This window comes from Phormidium tenue FACHB-1052, assembly GCF_014696675.1.
Taxonomy (GTDB): Bacteria; Cyanobacteriota; Cyanobacteriia; order Phormidesmidales; family Phormidesmidaceae; genus Nodosilinea; species Nodosilinea tenuis_A.
In genome coordinates, this window is sequence record NZ_JACJQN010000013.1 from 121850 (window position 1) to 139252 (window position 17403).

The following is a 17403-nucleotide window of genomic DNA, read 5'->3' on the forward strand; positions in this document are numbered from 1 at the left end:
GAGTGTCTAACGAAGGGAAATCCGGAGCCCTTTATAAATCTTTACAAGCTTTCTGTGGTATTTACGGATGGCCTTGGTATGATTTGCCGAGATTTGGCATCAAATACAAGTCTTTCGACTGTTGACAACGAGCCAAAACGAGCCTTCAGGGAGTGATGAATGCGTTTCTTTGGCTAACCCAGAGAGATGGCAGTGGTGTGAAGAGTAGTCTCAGAGGGGTGGTGTGAGACGTAATCAGCGACGACTGTACCGGGGGCTGCTGTTCTGGCTAGCCCTGGTTTTAAGCTATTTTCTAAGCCATGCAGTGCCACCATCGACGGTGGCGCAGGCTCAGAGTCAGATTTTTGTCAACCAGGCTTCAGCCCAATTTGCCGCAGTGCCCAATGGGCCACTAGTCACCACCGTCTCTAACCAGACGCAGGTGGGCACACTGACACCGCCAGGGCCACAGCTGCCGCTGCTGCAAATTACCAAGACCGCCGACCGCGCCGCTGCCGAGCCTGGCGATGTGGCAATCTACCGCATAGTGGTCACCAATCGCTCCTCCCAGCCGGCCACACCGCTCACCATTTCTGACCAGTTGCCCCTGGGGCTGCTCTACGTGCCCAATTCGGTGCAGGCGACTCCGCAGCAGCCCACCCAGGTGGTCACCACCGATAGCAGCTTAACCCTGACCTTTGCTTCCTTAGGCCCTGGTGAGTCGGTGTCTGTAGCCTACGGAGTCTTGCTGACCCCTGACGCCGTACGCGGCAACGGGCGGAACATCGCCCAGGCAGCGGCCCCCGGCTTTACACCGGTAACCGCCGCCTACCAGATGACCATTCGCCCCGGCATTGTGGCGGACTGTGGCACCATTTTGGGCCGGGTGTTTGTCGATAAAAACTTCGACGGTCAGCAGCAGCCCGGTGAGACTGGAGTGCCCAACGCCGTCATCTTTATGGACGATGGCAACCGCATTTTGACCGACCCTGAGGGGTTATTCTCGCTGGCCAACGTGCTGCCGGGCTATCGGGTTGGCACGCTGGATCTCTACAGCCTACCGGGCTACACCCTAGCCCCAAACCTTTACCGGATTGAAGAAAACAGCGCCTCTCGCTTTGTGCGGCTGTCGCCGGGTGGGTTGGGCCGAATGAACTTTGCCGTTACACCAACCTTTGGGGAGGAGCAGTCATGATGCCTCTGTCTTCTCGTTCGCTGGGGTTGGGCTTGTTAACAACCCTGGCTGGATCATTCGGTATGTTACTGCCCAGCTATGCCGCCCCTGGGGAACTGGGTACGGCAGCGGATCTGGAGATCTCTGGTAGCCCAGGGGCTGCGGTGCCATCTGTTGTTGACCCTGCGCCAGCCGAATCCGCCGCCATCGAAACCCTAGAGTTACCTCTGCCAGAGTCGCCACTGACGACCTCTGATACTGTGGTTTCGACGGCGGCGGTGCAGCCCTGGGCCGATTCAACGGCTGCGATCGCCACCGCTACCGTCCTCCCCTCAGGCGATCTCCCTGCGCCTGAAGCTCTGCCTGGGGAAGGCGGGGTGCCCTTAGCCAACCGCAGCGAGAACTCTGAACGGTTTGAGTTTCAGTTTGGTGGCGACCAGTTGCCCCTCGACCCGCCTCCTACCCAGCCGCTGCGGCCCGTTGTGCCCCAGCCTGAGGTGGCCGCCTACGCCATTACCGTCGAGCCCGAGCGCGACATTCAAATACCCGCTAATGGGCGATCGGCGCTGACTTTAGTCGGGGCGGTCACCGCTGCCGAGGGCGATCCCCTAGAAGACAATGTGGTGGTGACTTTGACCAGCAGCGCTGGCGAGTTTATTGGGGCTGACTACGATGGCGATCGCAGTGGGTTTCAGGTGCTGGCTCGGCAGGGGGTATTTGAGGCGCGGCTGCGATCGACCCTCGATGCCCAATCGGTTACGGTGCGGGCCATGGTCGATTCTCGCACCCTGCGCGAGCTTGACCCCACGCTGCGAGACGGGTACCCCGCCCTAGAGGCCACCACGCAGGTGAGCTTCGTTACCGATCTGCGCCCCACCATCATTTCTGGGGTGGTTGACTTCCGCATTGGTCGGGGCGGCACCAACCTGCTGGGCAGCTTCAGAGACTTTCTCAGCGCCGACTCCCTCAACCAGGATGTTGAGGTGAGCTTTACCACCGGGCTGTTTGCTACGGGTGCCCTGGGCGACTGGTCGTTTACCGGGGCCTACAACAACACTCGCGGCCTCAACGATCGCTGTGACGGCAACGGCCTTTACCGCGATGTGCAGGCCTGTGATCAGACCTACCCCGTCTACGGCGACAGCTCCACCACCGACTTTCTCACCGAGTCGATTGACAGCCTCTACCTGCGCTTTCAGCGCGATTCGCTCGCTCCCGATGCCGACCCCGACTACTTCATGTGGGGCGACTACGGCACTCAGGAGTTTGCCGGGACGTCCCAGCAGTTCACCGCCACCGTGCGCGAGCTGCACGGCTTTAAAGGTAACTACACCTTTGGCAACGGCCTCCAGCTGACCGCCATGTATGGCGACAACGTGCGGCCCTTCCAGCGCGATACCATCGCCCCCGACGGCACCAGCGGCTACTACTTCCTGTCGCGGCGGCTAGTGCTGCGGGGCAGTGAGAACGTGTTTATCGAGGCCGAAGAATTTAACCGCCCCGGCACAGTGCTAGAGCGCACTCCGCTCTATCGCGGCGTCGACTACGACATCGACTACGATCGCGGTACCCTGCTCTTTCGCCAGCCGGTGCGGGCCGTCGACCTCAACCCCCTGGGCACCACCCTGGTGCGACGCATTGTGGTCACCTACCAGGTCGATGACGCCTCGGTGCGGGGCAGCCTCTACGCGGGACGTTTGCAGTACCGCCCCGAGGGCGACAGCGGCGGTGTGGTGGGAGCCACCCTGCTGACCGAAAACCAGGGAGCCCAAGACTTTACCCTCTACGGCTTTGACTTCCAGTGGCCCTTGGGTGACCTGGGCCAGGTGACGGGTGAATATGCCCGCTCCTCCTTTAATGCCGGGGCCACCAATAACCAGGGCAATGCCTATCGTGTTGAGCTGAGCGCCACCCCCTTTGAGGGCATCACCGGCCAGGCCTACTACCGCTCTACCGATAGCGGGTTTAACAACACCGCTACCAGCAGCTTTAGCCCTGGCCAGACCCGCTGGGGGGCTCAGGTGCAGGCCCAAGTGGGGGCACAAACCCAACTGCGCGCCCTGGTCGATCAGGAGCGCAATGTGGGCAACGCCGTGGCCGTGCAAACCACCGCCCTTGGGCTGCTCCAGCCCGGCTTTAACCCGGTGCGGGGTGGGGTCGTCGACAACACCCTCACTGAAATTCGGGTTGGGGTTGTGCAGCAGATCGGCAGCGCCACCCTGGGAGTGGACTTTGTCAATCGCTCCCGCGAAGACCGCCTGACCAATTTCTCCACCGATGCCAACCAGTTGGTGTCGCGGCTCAACCTGCCGCTGACCGCCACCTTAAGCGCCCTGGCCCAGAGTGAGATCAACCTGAGTGCTGGTGACCCCCTCTATCCGACCCGCAATACTGTCGGTCTAGAGTGGGCTGTGCAGCCCGGCGTCAGCCTGCGGCTGGCCCAGCAGTTTTTGTCGGGGGTGCAGGGGCCGAGTTCGATCACCAGCCTCGACACCATTGTTGACTACCAGCTCGACGACAACACTACCCTGACCAACCGCTACTCGCTGTTGGGTGGCTACAACGGCATTACCGGTCAGGGGGCGGTCGGCCTCAACCACCGACTGACGCTGGCCCCCGGCCTGCGGGCCACCTTTGGCTTCGAGCGCATCTTTGGGGATGCCTTTAACATCACCGGATTGGGCCAGCAATTCGCCCAGCCCTTTGCGGTGGGTCAGGGGGCCTCGGGCCTTGGCCTTCAAGCTTCTACCGTATACTCAGTCGGGCTGGAGTATACCGACAACCCCGACTGGCAGGCCAGTGGCCGCGTTGAGTATCGTGACTCGCCGGGTTCGAGCAACCTGGTGCTGGGGGCCGCCGCCGCCGGGCGCATTACCGATGCACTCACCGGATTGGCCCGCTTTGAGATGGGCAATTTTGCCAACCAGACGATCACCGATCAGCTAGGGGATTCCAGTACGCTGCGGCTGGGGTTAGCCTACCGCAACCCGGTGAGCGACCAGTTCAACGGCCTGCTGAGCTACGAGTTTCGCAACAACCCCAGCAGCACCCCCAACAGCATCTTGCAGGGGGTCAGCTCAGAGGCCCAAGACCACACCCTGTCGCTGGAGGGCATCTACGCCCCCAACTACCGGTGGGAGTTTTACGGCAAGTACGGCCTGCGCTACAGCACCGCCAACTTAGCCCAGGACATTGGCTTCTCGAACAGCATTCACCTGGCCCAGGCACGGGCTACCTACCGCTTTGCCTACCGCTGGGATGTGGGAGCCGAGGTGCGCTGGCTAGGGCAGCCGGTGGTCGGCTACAACGAAACCGGCTTTGCCCTGGAGGCGGGCTATTACCTGACCCCCGACGTGCGGCTGGGGCTGGGCTACAGCTTTGGCGGGGCCAGCGATGGTTCCTTTGTGGGCGGTGGTGGCTATCGGTCGGCCAGTGGCCCTTACTTTGGCATTACCGCCAAGGTGAATCAGTTGTTTAACCGCTTTGGGGTGCAGCCGGTGTCGCCACCCCAGCAGCAAGAGTCTTACGTGGATGAGGCGGCCCTGATCGACAGGCCCGAGGCCGATGCAACGGGCACTGCCCCAGGAGGTGAGGAATGAATCAGCGGTGGTGGATCGGATATGGTGCGCTCGCTCTGGGCCTCCCAGCGGTGGGCTTGGCGATCGCCCCGGCCTTAGGGCAGTCGGCTCTGGCGACCTACAGCATGCGGGTAACTAGTGGTGATGATGGGCCGGTGCAGCCTGACCAAGGGCTGACGCTACGAGAGGCGATCGAGCTGGCCAACGGCACCCTTACCCCTGAACAACTGAGTGAGGCAGAGCAAGCCTTAGTGCAGCCTCTACCGACGGGGCAAGGCTCGCGGATTGGCTTTGACCTACCGGTGGGGCAGACCACGATCGCCCTAGTCGAGCTACTGCCTGAGATTGTCGCTCCAGAGCTGGTGATCGACGGTACCACCCAGGCCGGTTACGACGCCGAAGCCACCTATGATCCCAAGTTTCCAGCAGCGCCAGCGGTGAGCTTGACGGTGGCAGAGGGCAGCGAGGTGGCTCGCGGCCTGACCATTGCCGCCGATGGCGTGACGGTGCGGGGGCTAAGTTTGTATGGGTTTAGGACGAGCGATCGCGCTACCCAAACCACGCCACCCTCCGATATTTTTGTCAGCTCCCTGGCCCCCCCGGTCGACGCTAGCCCCCTCAGCCCCGCCCTAGAGCTGTTTCGTCTCGACCAGCCCGACATGGCCCCGCGCGGGGTCGTGATTGAGCAAAATTGGCTGGGGCTACCGCCCGACGGCGAGTTCCCCGCCGTGCCCTCGGCCTTTGGGGTGACGGTGTTTAACGCCGTGGAGACCACGATTCGCAACAACCGCATTCAAAACCACGACGGCAGCGCCATCATCACCGGCTTTCGGGCCGATGGCTTACAGGTGAGCGAGAACGCCATCATCGGCAACGGCTTGGCTGGCATGCCCGACGCCATTCGCCTAGAGGGCACGATCGCCGCCAGCGCCATCACCGACAACCTGATCTGCGCCAACGATGGCAGCGGCATTTATTTGTTTAAGCCGGAGGGGGCCACCCAGATCTCGGGCAACGCCATTCAGTACAACGGGCGACGGTTTGAGCGAGCAGCGGTGTACCTGATGGGCAGTGACCATCAGCTCAGCGACAACTTTATCGGCTACCAGCCGGGGCCAGGGGTGGCGGTGACGGCGTTCCCTGAGAGCCACCGCAACCAGATTCGCGGCAACCGCTACGCCGAGCTAGATGGCCTGGCCATCGACCTCAACACCCAGGGCAACACGGGGGTACAAGACTTTCAGAAGGGGGATGGACCGAACCCGCCGCGCAACTCACACCAGCGCCGCCGCGAGACCGGCAACGCCGCCATCAACGCCCCTCAGTTTGACGCCTACAGCTTTGCCAGCGGCCTAGAGGAAGTCACCCTCACCGGCACCGCCGACCCCGGCAGCGAGGTCGATCTCTACCGAGTGGCGGAAGATGGCTTTCCCTACAGCCCGCTCACGGAACCGTTGGGAACCGTAACCGCCAGCCCCGAGGGCACCTTTAGCGCCAGTCTAGCGCTGCCGCCAGGGACGCGGGTGAGCGCGATCGCCACCGATCCCGCCTGGGGCACCTCAGAACCCGCCGCTGTGGCTGGTGTCGCCGACGCCGATGGCACCCTACCCACTCTGCCCACCACCCCGGCAGAACTGCCCAACTGCGATCCGCCATCGCCACCGCCCACGCCCGTCGAGCCGCCGCCGCCCTTGGAACCCCTGCGGCTAGAGATTCCGCGTAACGTTCACTTTGCCCTCGATCGCTCCAACATCAGCCCCGAGAGTGCCGGGGTGCTCGACCAAATTGCCGCCGCCCTGCTCGAATATCCCTTCCTCACGGTGGAACTGCACGGCCACACTGACCCCCGCGCCAGCAACGCCTACAACCTGGCCCTGAGTGAGCGCCGTTCCCTGGCAGCCCGCGATTACCTGATTCGCAAGGGGGTGCCCCTGGAGCGCATGCGAATTGTGCCCCTAGGTGAAACCCAGCGCCGCAGCGAGGGTAGCGGTCGGGTAGACTATGCCCGCGATCGCCGCGTCGAGTTTATCTTTACCGACGTGCGCGGCCTCGATATTATCTTCCTCAACCAAGAGGCCGACCTCCAGCTTGAATAGCCCCCAGGTTTATAGTCACCCGTCAAATTTTGTTGAGTCTAGTTGATCAATGTCTGCTATGTGTCAGTCTTCTATGTTCCCCACTGAGGATAACAACGCTGTGAAGTGCCGACCTTCTTCTAGCTCCAACTGGCTTGGCCTGGTGGGCAGCCTGGTGGTAATAGCGACTGGACTGTTGGGGGGAGCACATCCTGCCTTGGCTCAGCTTGTTGCCCCCGTTGGTATTGACAGTCTAATTACAACTCCTCAACTTCCCGCCAACAGCAACAGCTATACCGGGGCACCCTATGCTTCTCCCTGTGACGCTACCGTAACTGATGGATTTCCAGGCTGCGGTGCCGGCACCATCAATATTTCCTTTGGGACTGGCTCCGACCGGATTTTAACAGCAGTCGAGATTGCCGGTACGCGCTTTGAGCCTGCCGACGATTTCAGCGTACCTCCGGTCGTTCCCGATCAAGTTGTTTTTCGGCGTGCTGGGCCGCCACTCGGCAATGGTGGAGCCGAAAGGCAGCTGCTCTTTTACGAGCGGGTGCCCAACGCTCCACCTACCGTTCCTCCCAACATCCCGCTCAACCTGGGCCCCTCTGAGGTCGTTGAATCCCCAGGCATTGAGACCATTGCCACTGCGATGCTCAACCCAGCGATTAATCGCGGTATTGACAACGTGTTTAACAACACACAGGATGGGCCGGGTGATCAAGATACCCGCAATAATATCGAGCGCATTGACTACATCATTGGTAGTGGTGCGGCGATCAATACAGCTTCGGTTTCTCCGTCGGATGTGGGTTTTCTAGTCTTAGAACGGGGTGGAAACGATGCGTTTAGCATTGCTGCCATCACGCAACTAGATGGAGCAGGGAATCCCATAGCCTACGGCCCGCTTGTGCAAGTGCCGGGAGGCACCTGGGGAGGAGACGGGGTAAATGCCACCTTTTCCACCGCCGTACTGCGCCGAGATGAGCCAGCTCCCGTTGCCCCAGCTTTGAGGCCAACCCACATCGTTGGCTCCCAGAGCATCAGGGGAATTTTCTTTCCCATTAATTCTCTGCTGCTAAACCCAACAGGCACAGTCACTACTTTTGGGTTTTCGTTGTTTGCCGCTGATATTACCCCTGCCATTGAGGGCACCAATGGCCTGGTAAATTTTGCGGGCTTTCCACTGGACACCGACGGGACTTCTGAAGGAGGACTAGATCTTGTCGCTGGTGGCTTTGGCCTGATTCGACGAGTGGGTGGGTTTTCGCTAGTGAAGCGGATCAGCAATTTGGATGGCCCCTCTCCGTTGCCTGACTTTAGCCAGGTGATAGGGACAGAAAGCGGTATTAACCTGCTGCGCAATAACAGCCTGGGCCAAGGGCTAATCACCATTTCTGACCCGCCGGTAGTGAAGGACAATGGCATTGAGTACAGCATTTATCTGGCCAACAGCAGCAACACCGAGGTTACTAACCTGCTGGTATGCGATCAAATTCCGGCGGGGACGACGTTTGACCCCAATGCCTACGGGACTGGGTTGGGCATTCGAGCGATCGCATCCTCCAGCCCGGCTGGCCCCGAGGTTGACTACACCAATGCCGCTGGCGACGACCCCGGCACCTTCTTTGCACCAGGGACAGTGCTACCTGATATATGTGGTCCTGACCAAAACAATGGGGCAGTGGTGGTCGATGTTGGAACCATCAACGCCAATCAGGTTGGTCTGGTGCGCTTTCGGACGAAGGTCAACTAGCTGACGACTGGTACCCTATGCAGAACGGCTGGCCAATAGGGTCAGCCGTTTTAGTATGAGGGCCAGGTCGTGGGCAAAAATAGGGCGCGTTGCTGCTGTCAGGGGTGGAATGTGGACAAAGAGAGCCTGGGTAGGCCAGCGGTGCTGGGCGATCGCCCCCAGCAGCTGGTAATAAAGATGATTACAGACGTAGGTGCCCGCGTCGTCGCTAACACCGCTGAGCTGGGTATTGGTTAGCAACCCCGCCAACGGCAGAGAAGTTTCTAGCGCTATATCTTTTTCTTTGCCGTAGCGTTCTAAATGTAGATGGCTGCGCCCCTCGGCCATGCCGCAGCACACCACCACCGGAGATTGCAGTTCAACTAGCTTGGCCATAACGCGAATAGGGGCCAGCTCAAAGCTGACGGGAATGTGGCGTAGAACAGTGGTGCCGGGGGGAAGCTGCTGCTGCTGTTGCAGGTGGGCAATCAGATCGTCGGCGGCGTTGGAGGGCTGGTGAGCGCGCCAGGGGGCGAAGGTGGTGAGGAGCATAGCGGGGTGAGGGGTAAGGGGATGGGCGAGTGATAGAGTAACGAGCTAGTTTTGAATTTTAAGGGTTGAATTTTGAATGCGTTTTGTCCGCTAAAAATTCAACCCTCAAAACTTTCCCCACCCCCTTACCCATCCACTCTCTACCCATCCCCAGGTAGGATAGAGTCTGAGCAAATCCGGGCGTTAGGGAGCAGGAGAGTGTATGGCTAACATTGCCGTAATCGACTATGACATGGGCAATTTACACTCGGCCTGCAAAGGGCTGGCGCTGGCCGGAGCCACGCCGACCATTACCGACGTGGTGGCCGATCTGGAGGCGGCTGATGCCCTGGTGCTACCCGGCGATGGAGCCTTTGACCCGGCGATGCGGCACCTGCGCGAGAAAGGGCTGATCGAGCCGATTAAGCGAGAAATTGCGACGGGCAAACCCTTTTTAGGCATCTGCCTTGGTCTCCAGCTATTGTTTGACGGCAGCGACGAAGGGATAGAGCCAGGGCTGGGGCTAATTTCAGGCCGGATTCGCAAATTTAAAAAAGAGCCGACGATCGCAATTCCGCACATGGGCTGGAACCAGCTAACCCTGACCCAGCCAGCACATCCGCTGTGGCAGGGAGTTAAAGATGGCGACTGGGTCTATTTTGTGCACTCCTACTATGCTGAGCCGAGCGACCCAGCGGTGAATGCGGCGACCACCACCCATGGGACTCAGACCGTGACGGCGGCGATCGCCCAAGACAACATCATGGCCATGCAGTACCACCCCGAAAAATCGGCCCCCGCTGGCCTCACCATGCTGGCCAACTTTGTTGCCCTGGTAAAGGCTCAAACTCCTATGGCTGTGGCCTAGCCCATGCTACGCATCTACGGCAACCGCGCCCTCAGAACCCTGCCCGGTCTGGACACCCGCCCCACCTCGGCGCGGGTACGCGAGGCGCTATTTAACATTTGGCAAAGTCGCGTGGCCGACAGTCGCTGGCTCGACCTGTGTACCGGCAGCGGCGCGATCGGAGCCGAGGCTCTATGTCGCGGTGCTGCCGAGGTGGTGGGCATTGAGAAATCACCGGAGGCCTATGCCATTACCCGCGAAAACTGGCAAAAGGTGGCCCAGAGTGACCAAACGTTTAGCCTATTTCGCGGCGATGTGGTGAAGCAGCTCTCGCGGCTGCACAGGCAGCCCTTCGACTGCATCTACTTCGACCCGCCCTACGACAGCGAGCTGTACCTGCCTGTTCTCGAACGGGTGGTGAGCCTAAGATTGCTTCAGCCTACGGGTGAGATTGCCGTGGAGTATCGCCCCGACGCTTGGGCTGCGATCGCCGTCCCTGGGCTAGAGCTAGTGCGCCAAAAGCAATACGGCATTACCCATTTAGCGTTCTACACACCAGAGTCGCCCGTGCCCTCAGCCCTAGTCCCATCGTGATTGGGTGCGGTGGCGAGGTGCTTGGGTAGAGCAATGTTGCCTTGTGACAAGGCGTAAAGCCTGGTAGGCTTTATGCGGCACCCTAGGTCAGGAAACCCTGACTTTTGAGCTACCGTCGCCATCGTTCTCCACCCCTGCTAGCTTCATGACTACCCCCAATTCTGGCATGCCGGACTTTCCCCACTGGGAAGAGGCCGATCCATCGCTGCGGCTGCGGCAGCACAATCGCCTGTTTGGGCTGCTGGCGATCGCCGCTGGGCTGGTCTTCCTCCAAGGCTACATGATTGCCCCCCTGATTCCCCGTTTGGCCGAGATCTTTGACGTCTCTGCCCAGGAAATTGGGTTTATCGTGCCTGCCTACATGCTGTCCTACGCCCTGGCGGCGCTGTTCTACGGCATTCTCTCCGATCGCTTTGGTCGCTGGCCGCTGATTCGTATTTCTCTGATTATTTTTATTGTCTGCACGGCCCTCACCGCCACCGCCCAAACGGCAGGCCAAATGAGCTTTTGGCGGTTGCTCACTGGCCTGGGCGCGAGTGGGGTGATTCCGCTCACCTTTGCGCTGATTGGCGATCTGTTTCCCTACAACCAGCGCGGTGCCAAGCTGGGTTTGATATTTGCGGCTATGGAAGGAGGCATGGCCGCCGGGTCTGCTGGAGGCGCTATTTTAGAACCCTTTGTGGGCTGGCGAGCCTTGTTTTTGGGCACGGCCACGGCAGCGGCCCTGGTGCTCTGGCGGTTGCGGCGCTACGGGGCGCTGTTTGACGAGCCTAAAATCGCCAAGCTACCCTCAATGGCCACAATTTTTGCTGGGTACCGAGCTGTATTGTCCAATTTTCGCGGCGCTCGCACCTACGCCTACGTCCTGTGGAACGGGGTATATCACTCCGGCGTTTACACCTGGCTGGGCTACTACATGACCCAGCGCTACGACATGGATGCCCTGGGCATTGGTCTGACCATTCTGGGCTACGGCATTCCGGGCCTGATCTTTAGCCCGCTGATTGGCAAGGCGGTCGATCGCTGGGGTCGCCGCTGGCTGATTCCCCCAGGCTTGGCGATGGCGGCGTTGGCCGGGCTGACGATGATTCCCTACATTCCGCCGCTAGGGACGACCGCCGCAATTTTGGTGCTCTCGTTGGGCTACGACCTGACTCAGCCTCTGTTTGTGGGCATTGTCACCGATTTGGGCGACGGCAAAAGTCTGGGGCAGACCATGGGGCTGAAGGTGTTTGTGCTGTTTACGGGCTTTGGTTTGGGCAGCCTGCTGTTTGGCGAAGCCCTGCGCTGGGGGTTTACCGCCGCTCTGGCGGTGTTTGCAGGGTTGCAGTTGGTGGCGGCGATCGCCGCCATTCCTCTATTCTGGCAAGAGAAGCCCCTACCGCTACCCGCCGCAGACTAAAAAGGCCGCGCATGCGGCCCATCGGTGAGGCTATCAAAGCCAGTGTTTTGGGTAAGGGCGACCTGGAATCCAGCGGCTAAAGGCCACCGTACACAGCACGAGCAAAACCGCCCCTGTAAACACGGGGGTAAAGACAAAATCCCAAGAGGCATCGCTCATGACGCCCACCAGGGCAATTGCTCCCGCTGGGGGGTGCAGGGTGTGGGTGAGCTGCATGAGCTGAATCGAGGTGGCCACGGCCAGGGCCATCACCCAGGGCGCAGTGCCAAAAAGACTGACGCAGGCAACGCAGACTATCCCGCCAATCACACAGCCGCCAATCACGTTGCGAGGTTGAGCTAAAGGGCTCTCAGGCACGGCAAACACCAGCACCGCCGTGGCCCCAAAAGGAGCGACGATCAAGGGATAGCCGGTGTAGACCGTGAGGTAGGCCAAGACGGCAATACCCACAAAGCTGCACAGGTAGGAAGTGAGAATCTGCTCGTGGGTGAATTGCGGCTGATGGGGTGAAGGGCGCAATAGTCTGAGGTTTTGAGGCGCAGGTCGATAGTTAAGTCTCATAGTGGTGTCCGCTATTGGCCCTTGACCGCCTGACTGGTCAACGCAGTCGATAAGCAAAAATACTCTGAAGGTATTTTGTCACACTTTGCTGACATAACTGCATAAATGTATCTGAAAGCACAGAAAATGAAGACTCTTAGGATGTCGTTAGCTGGCCGATCGCGTCCTCTCCCCCTGCAATCCCAATTTTGCCAAGGCGGGCTAGGGCCGCGATCGCACGACAGTGCAGCGCAGCAGCTCCTGCGCCCAGCACTTTAGGGTGTGCTCAATTGTTCTGAGGCAAACGCTCGGTTAGCTGGCGGCGACTAACGCCTGAATGGGTTCCCCGGTTAGGCTAAAGGGGCGCACTTCGGTGATTTTGACCTGCACCAGCTCGCCCTTCAGCGCCGCAAAATCGCCAGCGAAAAAGGCCAGCCGGTTGCCGCGAGTGCGGCCCATCACCTGGGTAGGATCTTTGGGGTTGGCGGCTTCGACCAGCACTTCTTCGATGCGGCCTGCGTAGCGCTGCGATCGCTCCGCCGCTTTGGTATTCACCAGATGGTTGAGCCGCTGAAGGCGATCGGCCTTCACCTCTTCAGACAGCTGGTTTTCCCACAGGGCGGCGGGGGTACCGGGGCGGGGAGAATAGGCTGCCGTGTTGAGCTGATCGAAGGCAATGTCGCTGACCAACTCCATCGTGCGCTGAAACTGCTCCTCGGTTTCGCCGGGGAAGCCAACGATCGCATCGGCGCTGATCGCCGCATCGGGCATGTAGCGGCGCACGGTGTCGATAATGCGGCGATATCTTTCGTGGGTGTAGCCCCGCGCCATCGCCTTCAGCACGTCGTTGTCGCCCGACTGAAAGGGAATGTGGAAGTGTTCGCACACCTTGGGCAGCTCAGCGCAGGCGCGAACCAGCCGCTCGGTAAAGTAGCGGGGGTGGCTGGTGGCAAAACGAAGGCGCTCAATGCCGGGCACATCGTGGACAAAATACAGCAGGTCGGTGAAGGTGTGCTGGTGCCGCCCATCGGCGGTGGAGCCGGGCAGGTCGCGTCCGTAGGCGTCGATGTTTTGGCCCAGCAGGGTGACTTCTTTGAACCCCTGGCGGCCCAGTTCTTCCATTTCGGTGCGGATGGCCTCTGGGCTGCGCGATTGTTCGACGCCGCGCACGCCGGGCACGACGCAGTAGGTGCAGCGCTCGTTGCAGCCGTAGATCACGTTCACCCAGGCGGTGATGGTGCTGTCGCGCCGGGGCTTGGTGATGTCTTCCATAATGTCCACCTCTTCGGTGGCGACGACCTGGTTGCCGTCGAATACCTGCTCTAGCAGGTCTTGCAGGCGGTTGGCGTGCTGTGGCCCCATCACCAAGTCGAGTTCGGGCACCCGGCGCAGTAGGGCTTCGCCTTCTTGCTGGGCGACGCACCCGGCGACAATCAGCGTCAGGTCGGGGTTGTCGTGCTTGCGTCTGGCCTGCCGACCCAGGTAGGAGTAGACTTTTTGCTCGGCGTTGTCGCGAATGGTGCAGGTATTGTAGAGCACCACGTCGGCGTTGAAGGGGTCGTCGGTCCAGGTGAGGCCCATGGTGTCGAGAATGCCCGCCATGCGCTCGGAGTCGGCCTTGTTCATCTGGCAGCCGAAGGTGGTGATGTGATATTGACGAGCAGAACCGGCCATAGGTCTAGGCTTTGGGATTAGCAACAACGCAGTTTCCCATTTTAGCGCTATGGCTCTGCATCCTTTCGCCAGTAGGAGTGATTTGAAGAAACAAAGGTGCTTATGGTGCTTGAACTGGGTCGCCGTCAGGAGGATGCCAACCTCCTTTTATCCATAATCGGCGGGCCTTTACAATAGAGCCTTCGTTATGAAAGTCATCGTTTAAATCGAGTCTTTGGCAGGTAGCTCGTCCACAGTCAGTAATGCCCACAATTTTGAGGCCACCGAATGACCAGATGAAGTGCTCAGCCCAGGACTGCAATCGTGGGTTGAAAAGACTGACTAGCTCAGCAGTTAGAGGGTCTATACCCGTGGTGAAGTTGTAGCGATAGCCGTTGCAGCGTTGACATGCCAGAGCAAGGTTATCTGGAGCATCAGAGCCGCCTAGAGATCTAGGGTGAATGTGGTCGATCGCAAATTGGGCTGCACCGGCTTCTTCGGATGAGTGGCAGTATTCACATAGGTAGTTGGCACGATCGCGCACGTATCGCCGTAGCTCAACATTGATAGTCATTGTTCAGCGATAACTTTGGCGTTTAGGAGAGTGAATATGCGATCGAGTTCAAGGATGCCAGCTAGTTCAGCTTTTTCGTCCTCGGTTAGCTCGTCGGTCTTCTGCCGTTCGGCTAAGTCATCTAGACGGGTTTGCAGAGAGTCAGTGAATTTGAACAAGCTGTGGCCTCGCACTTTGCGAAGCGTGACCCCAGAATCAACCCAGGACGAGGGTTGTACCATCATTTGAGTGATCATAGGCCAAGGATGGAGAAGGTTCTTCTGTTAGTAGCTGTATTTTTTGGAGAATGCGCTGATAAATCTGTTCGGGTAATCTATCGAGTTGCTTTTGCACGCTCTTGGGCACAACGATGGTATAGCTCATGCCATGCGCTGTGCCCGCTGCGCGGTGTACTCGTCAAGGGTGACAAACTCTCCAGCTTGGTACTCGGCATAGGCTGCGGCTACCGCAGTCTCTTCTTCGGGGTCGAAGGCTTCGTCGGTGGAGTCGTGTAGGTCGGTATCTAGAAACTCCCAAAGGCGTTGCTTGTCGGCGGGGCTAAGTTTGGCAATCGCTTGCAGGAGAAAGTCAAAGGGAATGGTGAGGTTGAAGGTCTTGCTCATAGAACTTACTCCGTCAGTGCTTTGGATCTGGCCTGGGCAAGTATCTCGTTTGCAGCTCGCTACAAGTACCATGTCTGTACCCGGAATGTACCTAGCTACAACGTAGCCATTGTATCAATTCTCTATATAGAGTTCGCAGCAAGCGTAGATGGACAAAAAAATATTTTCTCTGGGGAGCAGCGATCGCAGCTACGGCAGAGTAGTCAGTGACCACTGTGGGGGGGAGAAGGGGCGATCGCCCCAATGCAACCTGCTGAACTTGCCTGGTTTCAAGGAAGATTGAGCTAGCTAGCGCAGCTTAGGTTTAATGGTGGGCACTGCCCACCCTACTAGCTAATATTCTATTGAGAAATTAACTCCATCCATTCCAACGGTTGAATCTCCACGACAAACAGCTTGGGCAAGGAGAGACTCCTCCCAAGGGGTCGGGGTTATTGAGGTAAACGATCCTGCACTAATAGAACCAATGACTCGACTTGTTTGGTTTGAGCAGTTAACATCCATGCTCACGACTACTGGGCCACCGTCACTAACACCTACATTTATAATATCTGGAGCCAACTGGGCTTCTTTTACAGGTTCTTTGGGTTGAGGAGTAGGTAGTCCTTTGGTTTCTTGTTGCTGAGCATAAGAAAAATTAGCTTGATATTCATTAGCCTTAGTTTGGGCTACTGCATAGTTAGTATTATTAGCAGGAACCTCCTGCATATATCGAATGGCTTCTGACCAAAATTTTGCTACATCAGACCATTCTTCGGATGCCTTAGCAGTCTGAGCTAAGTTGGCTGCCTGTGTAGCACTTCTAACGGCATCACCAAAGGGATCACTTACTTGCGGTGTTAAAGGGGATTTATCAGTAACACTGGAAGCTGAATCTTCCTGAATCTGCTGATCAGTTTCCTCTATAGTTCGGTTGATCTCCTCAGCAGCGTTCTGCATTGAGGCAGCTTCTGGGGTTGGCTGAGCACGTTCAAATAAGAACCATCCGATAACTCCAGCCAAGCCTAATAGCACCAATAGCAGAGTAAAATTTTTCCCTCCTGAATTGCGGTTATGTTTCGTCTGACTTAAGGTTTCAGGAGTGTTAGAGAGAGTTGACTTTGGTTCTGTATTAGGGCTTTCTAAGCTCCACTCTTCAGTCCATAAAATTTGTTTTTCAATTGCTCTTGCGACAACTGAAGCTTTCTCGAAACCAGTGGGCTGAATGCTTTGCAAGTCTTGCTTGACCAAAGCTGCAAATTTAGGGTCTGGTGGTTCTTTCCCTCTCAGCAAGATATTTAATGAAGAGTCTATGCTAGTAACACGTACGGTAATTCCCTTTGCCTTGAAGGATTCGTTCATAAGACCTTCAATCGCTTTGATATCCCCTGCCTTTGCAGCAGTTTTGAGAGAGTCTGTCATAAAGGCCACCGGGTAAACCTGTTCACTATTCCATCCAGAGTTCCCGAATTCAGGAAGCTTCTTAGGTTCAAGTTATCAAGACAGAAATATTATGGATGCTTACTAATCTGAGAGTACGTCGCCCAGGTACAGCTTTACGAAATCCTTGGCAGCCTGAGGATTAAGGTTTTTCAACGCTTCTGTGATGTCCACGACTGTTTCCGCAGTAGGATCGCGTTCTTCGTGGAACCACTTATAGATGGCCGATCGCTGCAAGCCCATTTTGACGGCAAGGCTATTTTGGCTAATGCCGTACTGCGTGAGGACTTCCCGTAGCGCTTTACCTGCTCTTCCCATGCTCCCATCGTCCCAAAGGAGCAGAGCATCGTAAATGTAATCGCAAGAGATGACATCTTTGTAATGGATGCTGTATGATGCGCTTGTCATCTTAAGCGATTACATAAAGGTGTCCCTATGCCGCAAGCGTTTATGCCTTCAATCCTGTCTAACCCCGCTCTGCAAGTCACCATCGAACCCGCTGCCGAGCCAGGGCGCGAGATCATTCGCATTTTGGTCATCGGCAGCGCCCACGGCGTCGAGCGCATCATCCACGAACTCTATCGCCTCGGCTTTGCCGAAGTGCGCGAGTGGAGCAAACCCCAGCCCACCGGACGCATCAACGAAATCATGCGCGTGCTCACCCGCTATGTCTTAGCCGAGTAGAACGAGTGGCCAAGGT

Annotated in this window: 16 protein-coding genes; 8 read left to right on the forward strand and 8 right to left on the reverse strand. The window is 58.2% G+C overall.

All coding sequences use genetic code 11. The annotated features are described in order from the left end of the window. The first annotated feature begins 223 nt into the window (after positions 1-223). Genes H6G07_RS17800 through H6G07_RS17815 form a run of 4 tightly spaced genes read left to right on the forward strand, consistent with a single transcriptional unit; the run spans position 224 to position 8562 of the window. Complete coding sequence (locus H6G07_RS17800; RefSeq protein WP_244901936.1) at positions 224-1174, forward strand: hypothetical protein; 951 nt, start codon at positions 224-226, stop codon at positions 1172-1174. Then, a complete protein-coding gene (locus H6G07_RS17805) occupies positions 1174-4752 on the forward strand; it encodes a hypothetical protein (protein ID WP_073609364.1) in 3579 nt (1192 codons plus the stop codon). The genes H6G07_RS17800 and H6G07_RS17805 overlap by 1 nt, the downstream gene beginning before the upstream one ends. Beyond that, positions 4749-6827, forward strand: a complete 2079-nt coding sequence (locus H6G07_RS17810) for an OmpA family protein (RefSeq protein WP_073609303.1) — start codon at positions 4749-4751, stop codon at positions 6825-6827. The genes H6G07_RS17805 and H6G07_RS17810 overlap by 4 nt, the downstream gene beginning before the upstream one ends. A gap of 58 nt (positions 6828-6885) precedes the next feature. After that, positions 6886-8562: a hypothetical protein gene (locus H6G07_RS17815; protein WP_171973040.1), complete on the forward strand. Its 1677-nt coding sequence runs from the start codon at positions 6886-6888 to the stop codon at positions 8560-8562. A 15-nt stretch (positions 8563-8577) separates the two neighbouring features. On the opposite strand, the gene H6G07_RS17820 is transcribed toward H6G07_RS17815, so the two are convergent. Continuing rightward, positions 8578-9093 carry a pyroglutamyl-peptidase I family protein gene (locus H6G07_RS17820; RefSeq protein ID WP_073609305.1) on the reverse strand — a complete coding sequence of 172 codons (516 nt, stop codon included), beginning with the start codon at positions 9091-9093 and terminating at the stop codon, positions 8578-8580. Positions 9094-9295: 202 nt separating this feature from the next. On the opposite strand from H6G07_RS17820, the gene hisH reads away from it, so the two are divergent. The 3 genes from hisH to H6G07_RS17835 all read left to right on the forward strand — a co-directional run bounded on the left by hisH (position 9296) and on the right by H6G07_RS17835 (position 11915). Further along, positions 9296-9940: an imidazole glycerol phosphate synthase subunit HisH gene (gene hisH / locus H6G07_RS17825; protein WP_073609306.1), complete on the forward strand. Its 645-nt coding sequence runs from the start codon at positions 9296-9298 to the stop codon at positions 9938-9940. A gap of 3 nt (positions 9941-9943) precedes the next feature. Next, complete coding sequence (gene rsmD, locus H6G07_RS17830) at positions 9944-10513, forward strand: 16S rRNA (guanine(966)-N(2))-methyltransferase RsmD (RefSeq protein WP_073609307.1); 570 nt, start codon at positions 9944-9946, stop codon at positions 10511-10513. A gap of 145 nt (positions 10514-10658) precedes the next feature. Then, positions 10659-11915: an MFS transporter gene (locus tag H6G07_RS17835; protein WP_073609308.1), complete on the forward strand. Its 1257-nt coding sequence runs from the start codon at positions 10659-10661 to the stop codon at positions 11913-11915. A gap of 33 nt (positions 11916-11948) precedes the next feature. On the opposite strand, the gene H6G07_RS17840 is transcribed toward H6G07_RS17835, so the two are convergent. From H6G07_RS17840 to H6G07_RS17870, 7 genes are all read right to left on the reverse strand, one after another. Further along, positions 11949-12476, reverse strand: coding sequence for an HPP family protein (locus H6G07_RS17840; RefSeq protein ID WP_084173271.1), 528 nt, complete (start codon positions 12474-12476; stop codon positions 11949-11951). A gap of 291 nt (positions 12477-12767) precedes the next feature. After that, the gene (gene miaB / locus H6G07_RS17845; RefSeq protein ID WP_073609309.1) at positions 12768-14129 is read right to left on the reverse strand and encodes a tRNA (N6-isopentenyl adenosine(37)-C2)-methylthiotransferase MiaB; all 1362 of its coding nucleotides are present in this window, start codon (positions 14127-14129) and stop codon (positions 12768-12770) included. Between the two features lie 100 nt (positions 14130-14229). Further along, entirely contained in the window at positions 14230-14682 is a 453-nt protein-coding gene (locus H6G07_RS17850) for an HNH endonuclease (RefSeq protein ID WP_073609310.1), read from the reverse strand. Then, positions 14679-14918 (reverse strand): hypothetical protein, encoded by a 240-nt coding sequence (locus H6G07_RS17855; protein ID WP_073609311.1) that lies wholly within the window; start codon positions 14916-14918, stop codon positions 14679-14681. The genes H6G07_RS17850 and H6G07_RS17855 overlap by 4 nt, the downstream gene beginning before the upstream one ends. Positions 14919-15041: 123 nt before the next feature. Continuing rightward, a complete protein-coding gene (locus tag H6G07_RS17860; protein ID WP_073609312.1) occupies positions 15042-15284 on the reverse strand; it encodes a hypothetical protein in 243 nt (80 codons plus the stop codon). Between the two features lie 333 nt (positions 15285-15617). Continuing rightward, positions 15618-16685 carry a hypothetical protein gene (locus tag H6G07_RS17865; protein WP_073609313.1) on the reverse strand — a complete coding sequence of 356 codons (1068 nt, stop codon included), beginning with the start codon at positions 16683-16685 and terminating at the stop codon, positions 15618-15620. A 102-nt stretch (positions 16686-16787) separates the two neighbouring features. Continuing rightward, entirely contained in the window at positions 16788-17111 is a 324-nt protein-coding gene (locus tag H6G07_RS17870) for a helix-turn-helix domain-containing protein (protein WP_338420713.1), read from the reverse strand. A 27-nt stretch (positions 17112-17138) separates the two neighbouring features. Here H6G07_RS17870 and H6G07_RS17875 point away from each other — a divergent pair, with 27 nt between their 5' ends. Next, a complete protein-coding gene (locus tag H6G07_RS17875) occupies positions 17139-17387 on the forward strand; it encodes a hypothetical protein (RefSeq protein ID WP_073609314.1) in 249 nt (82 codons plus the stop codon). Positions 17388-17403: the final 16 nt, after the last annotated feature.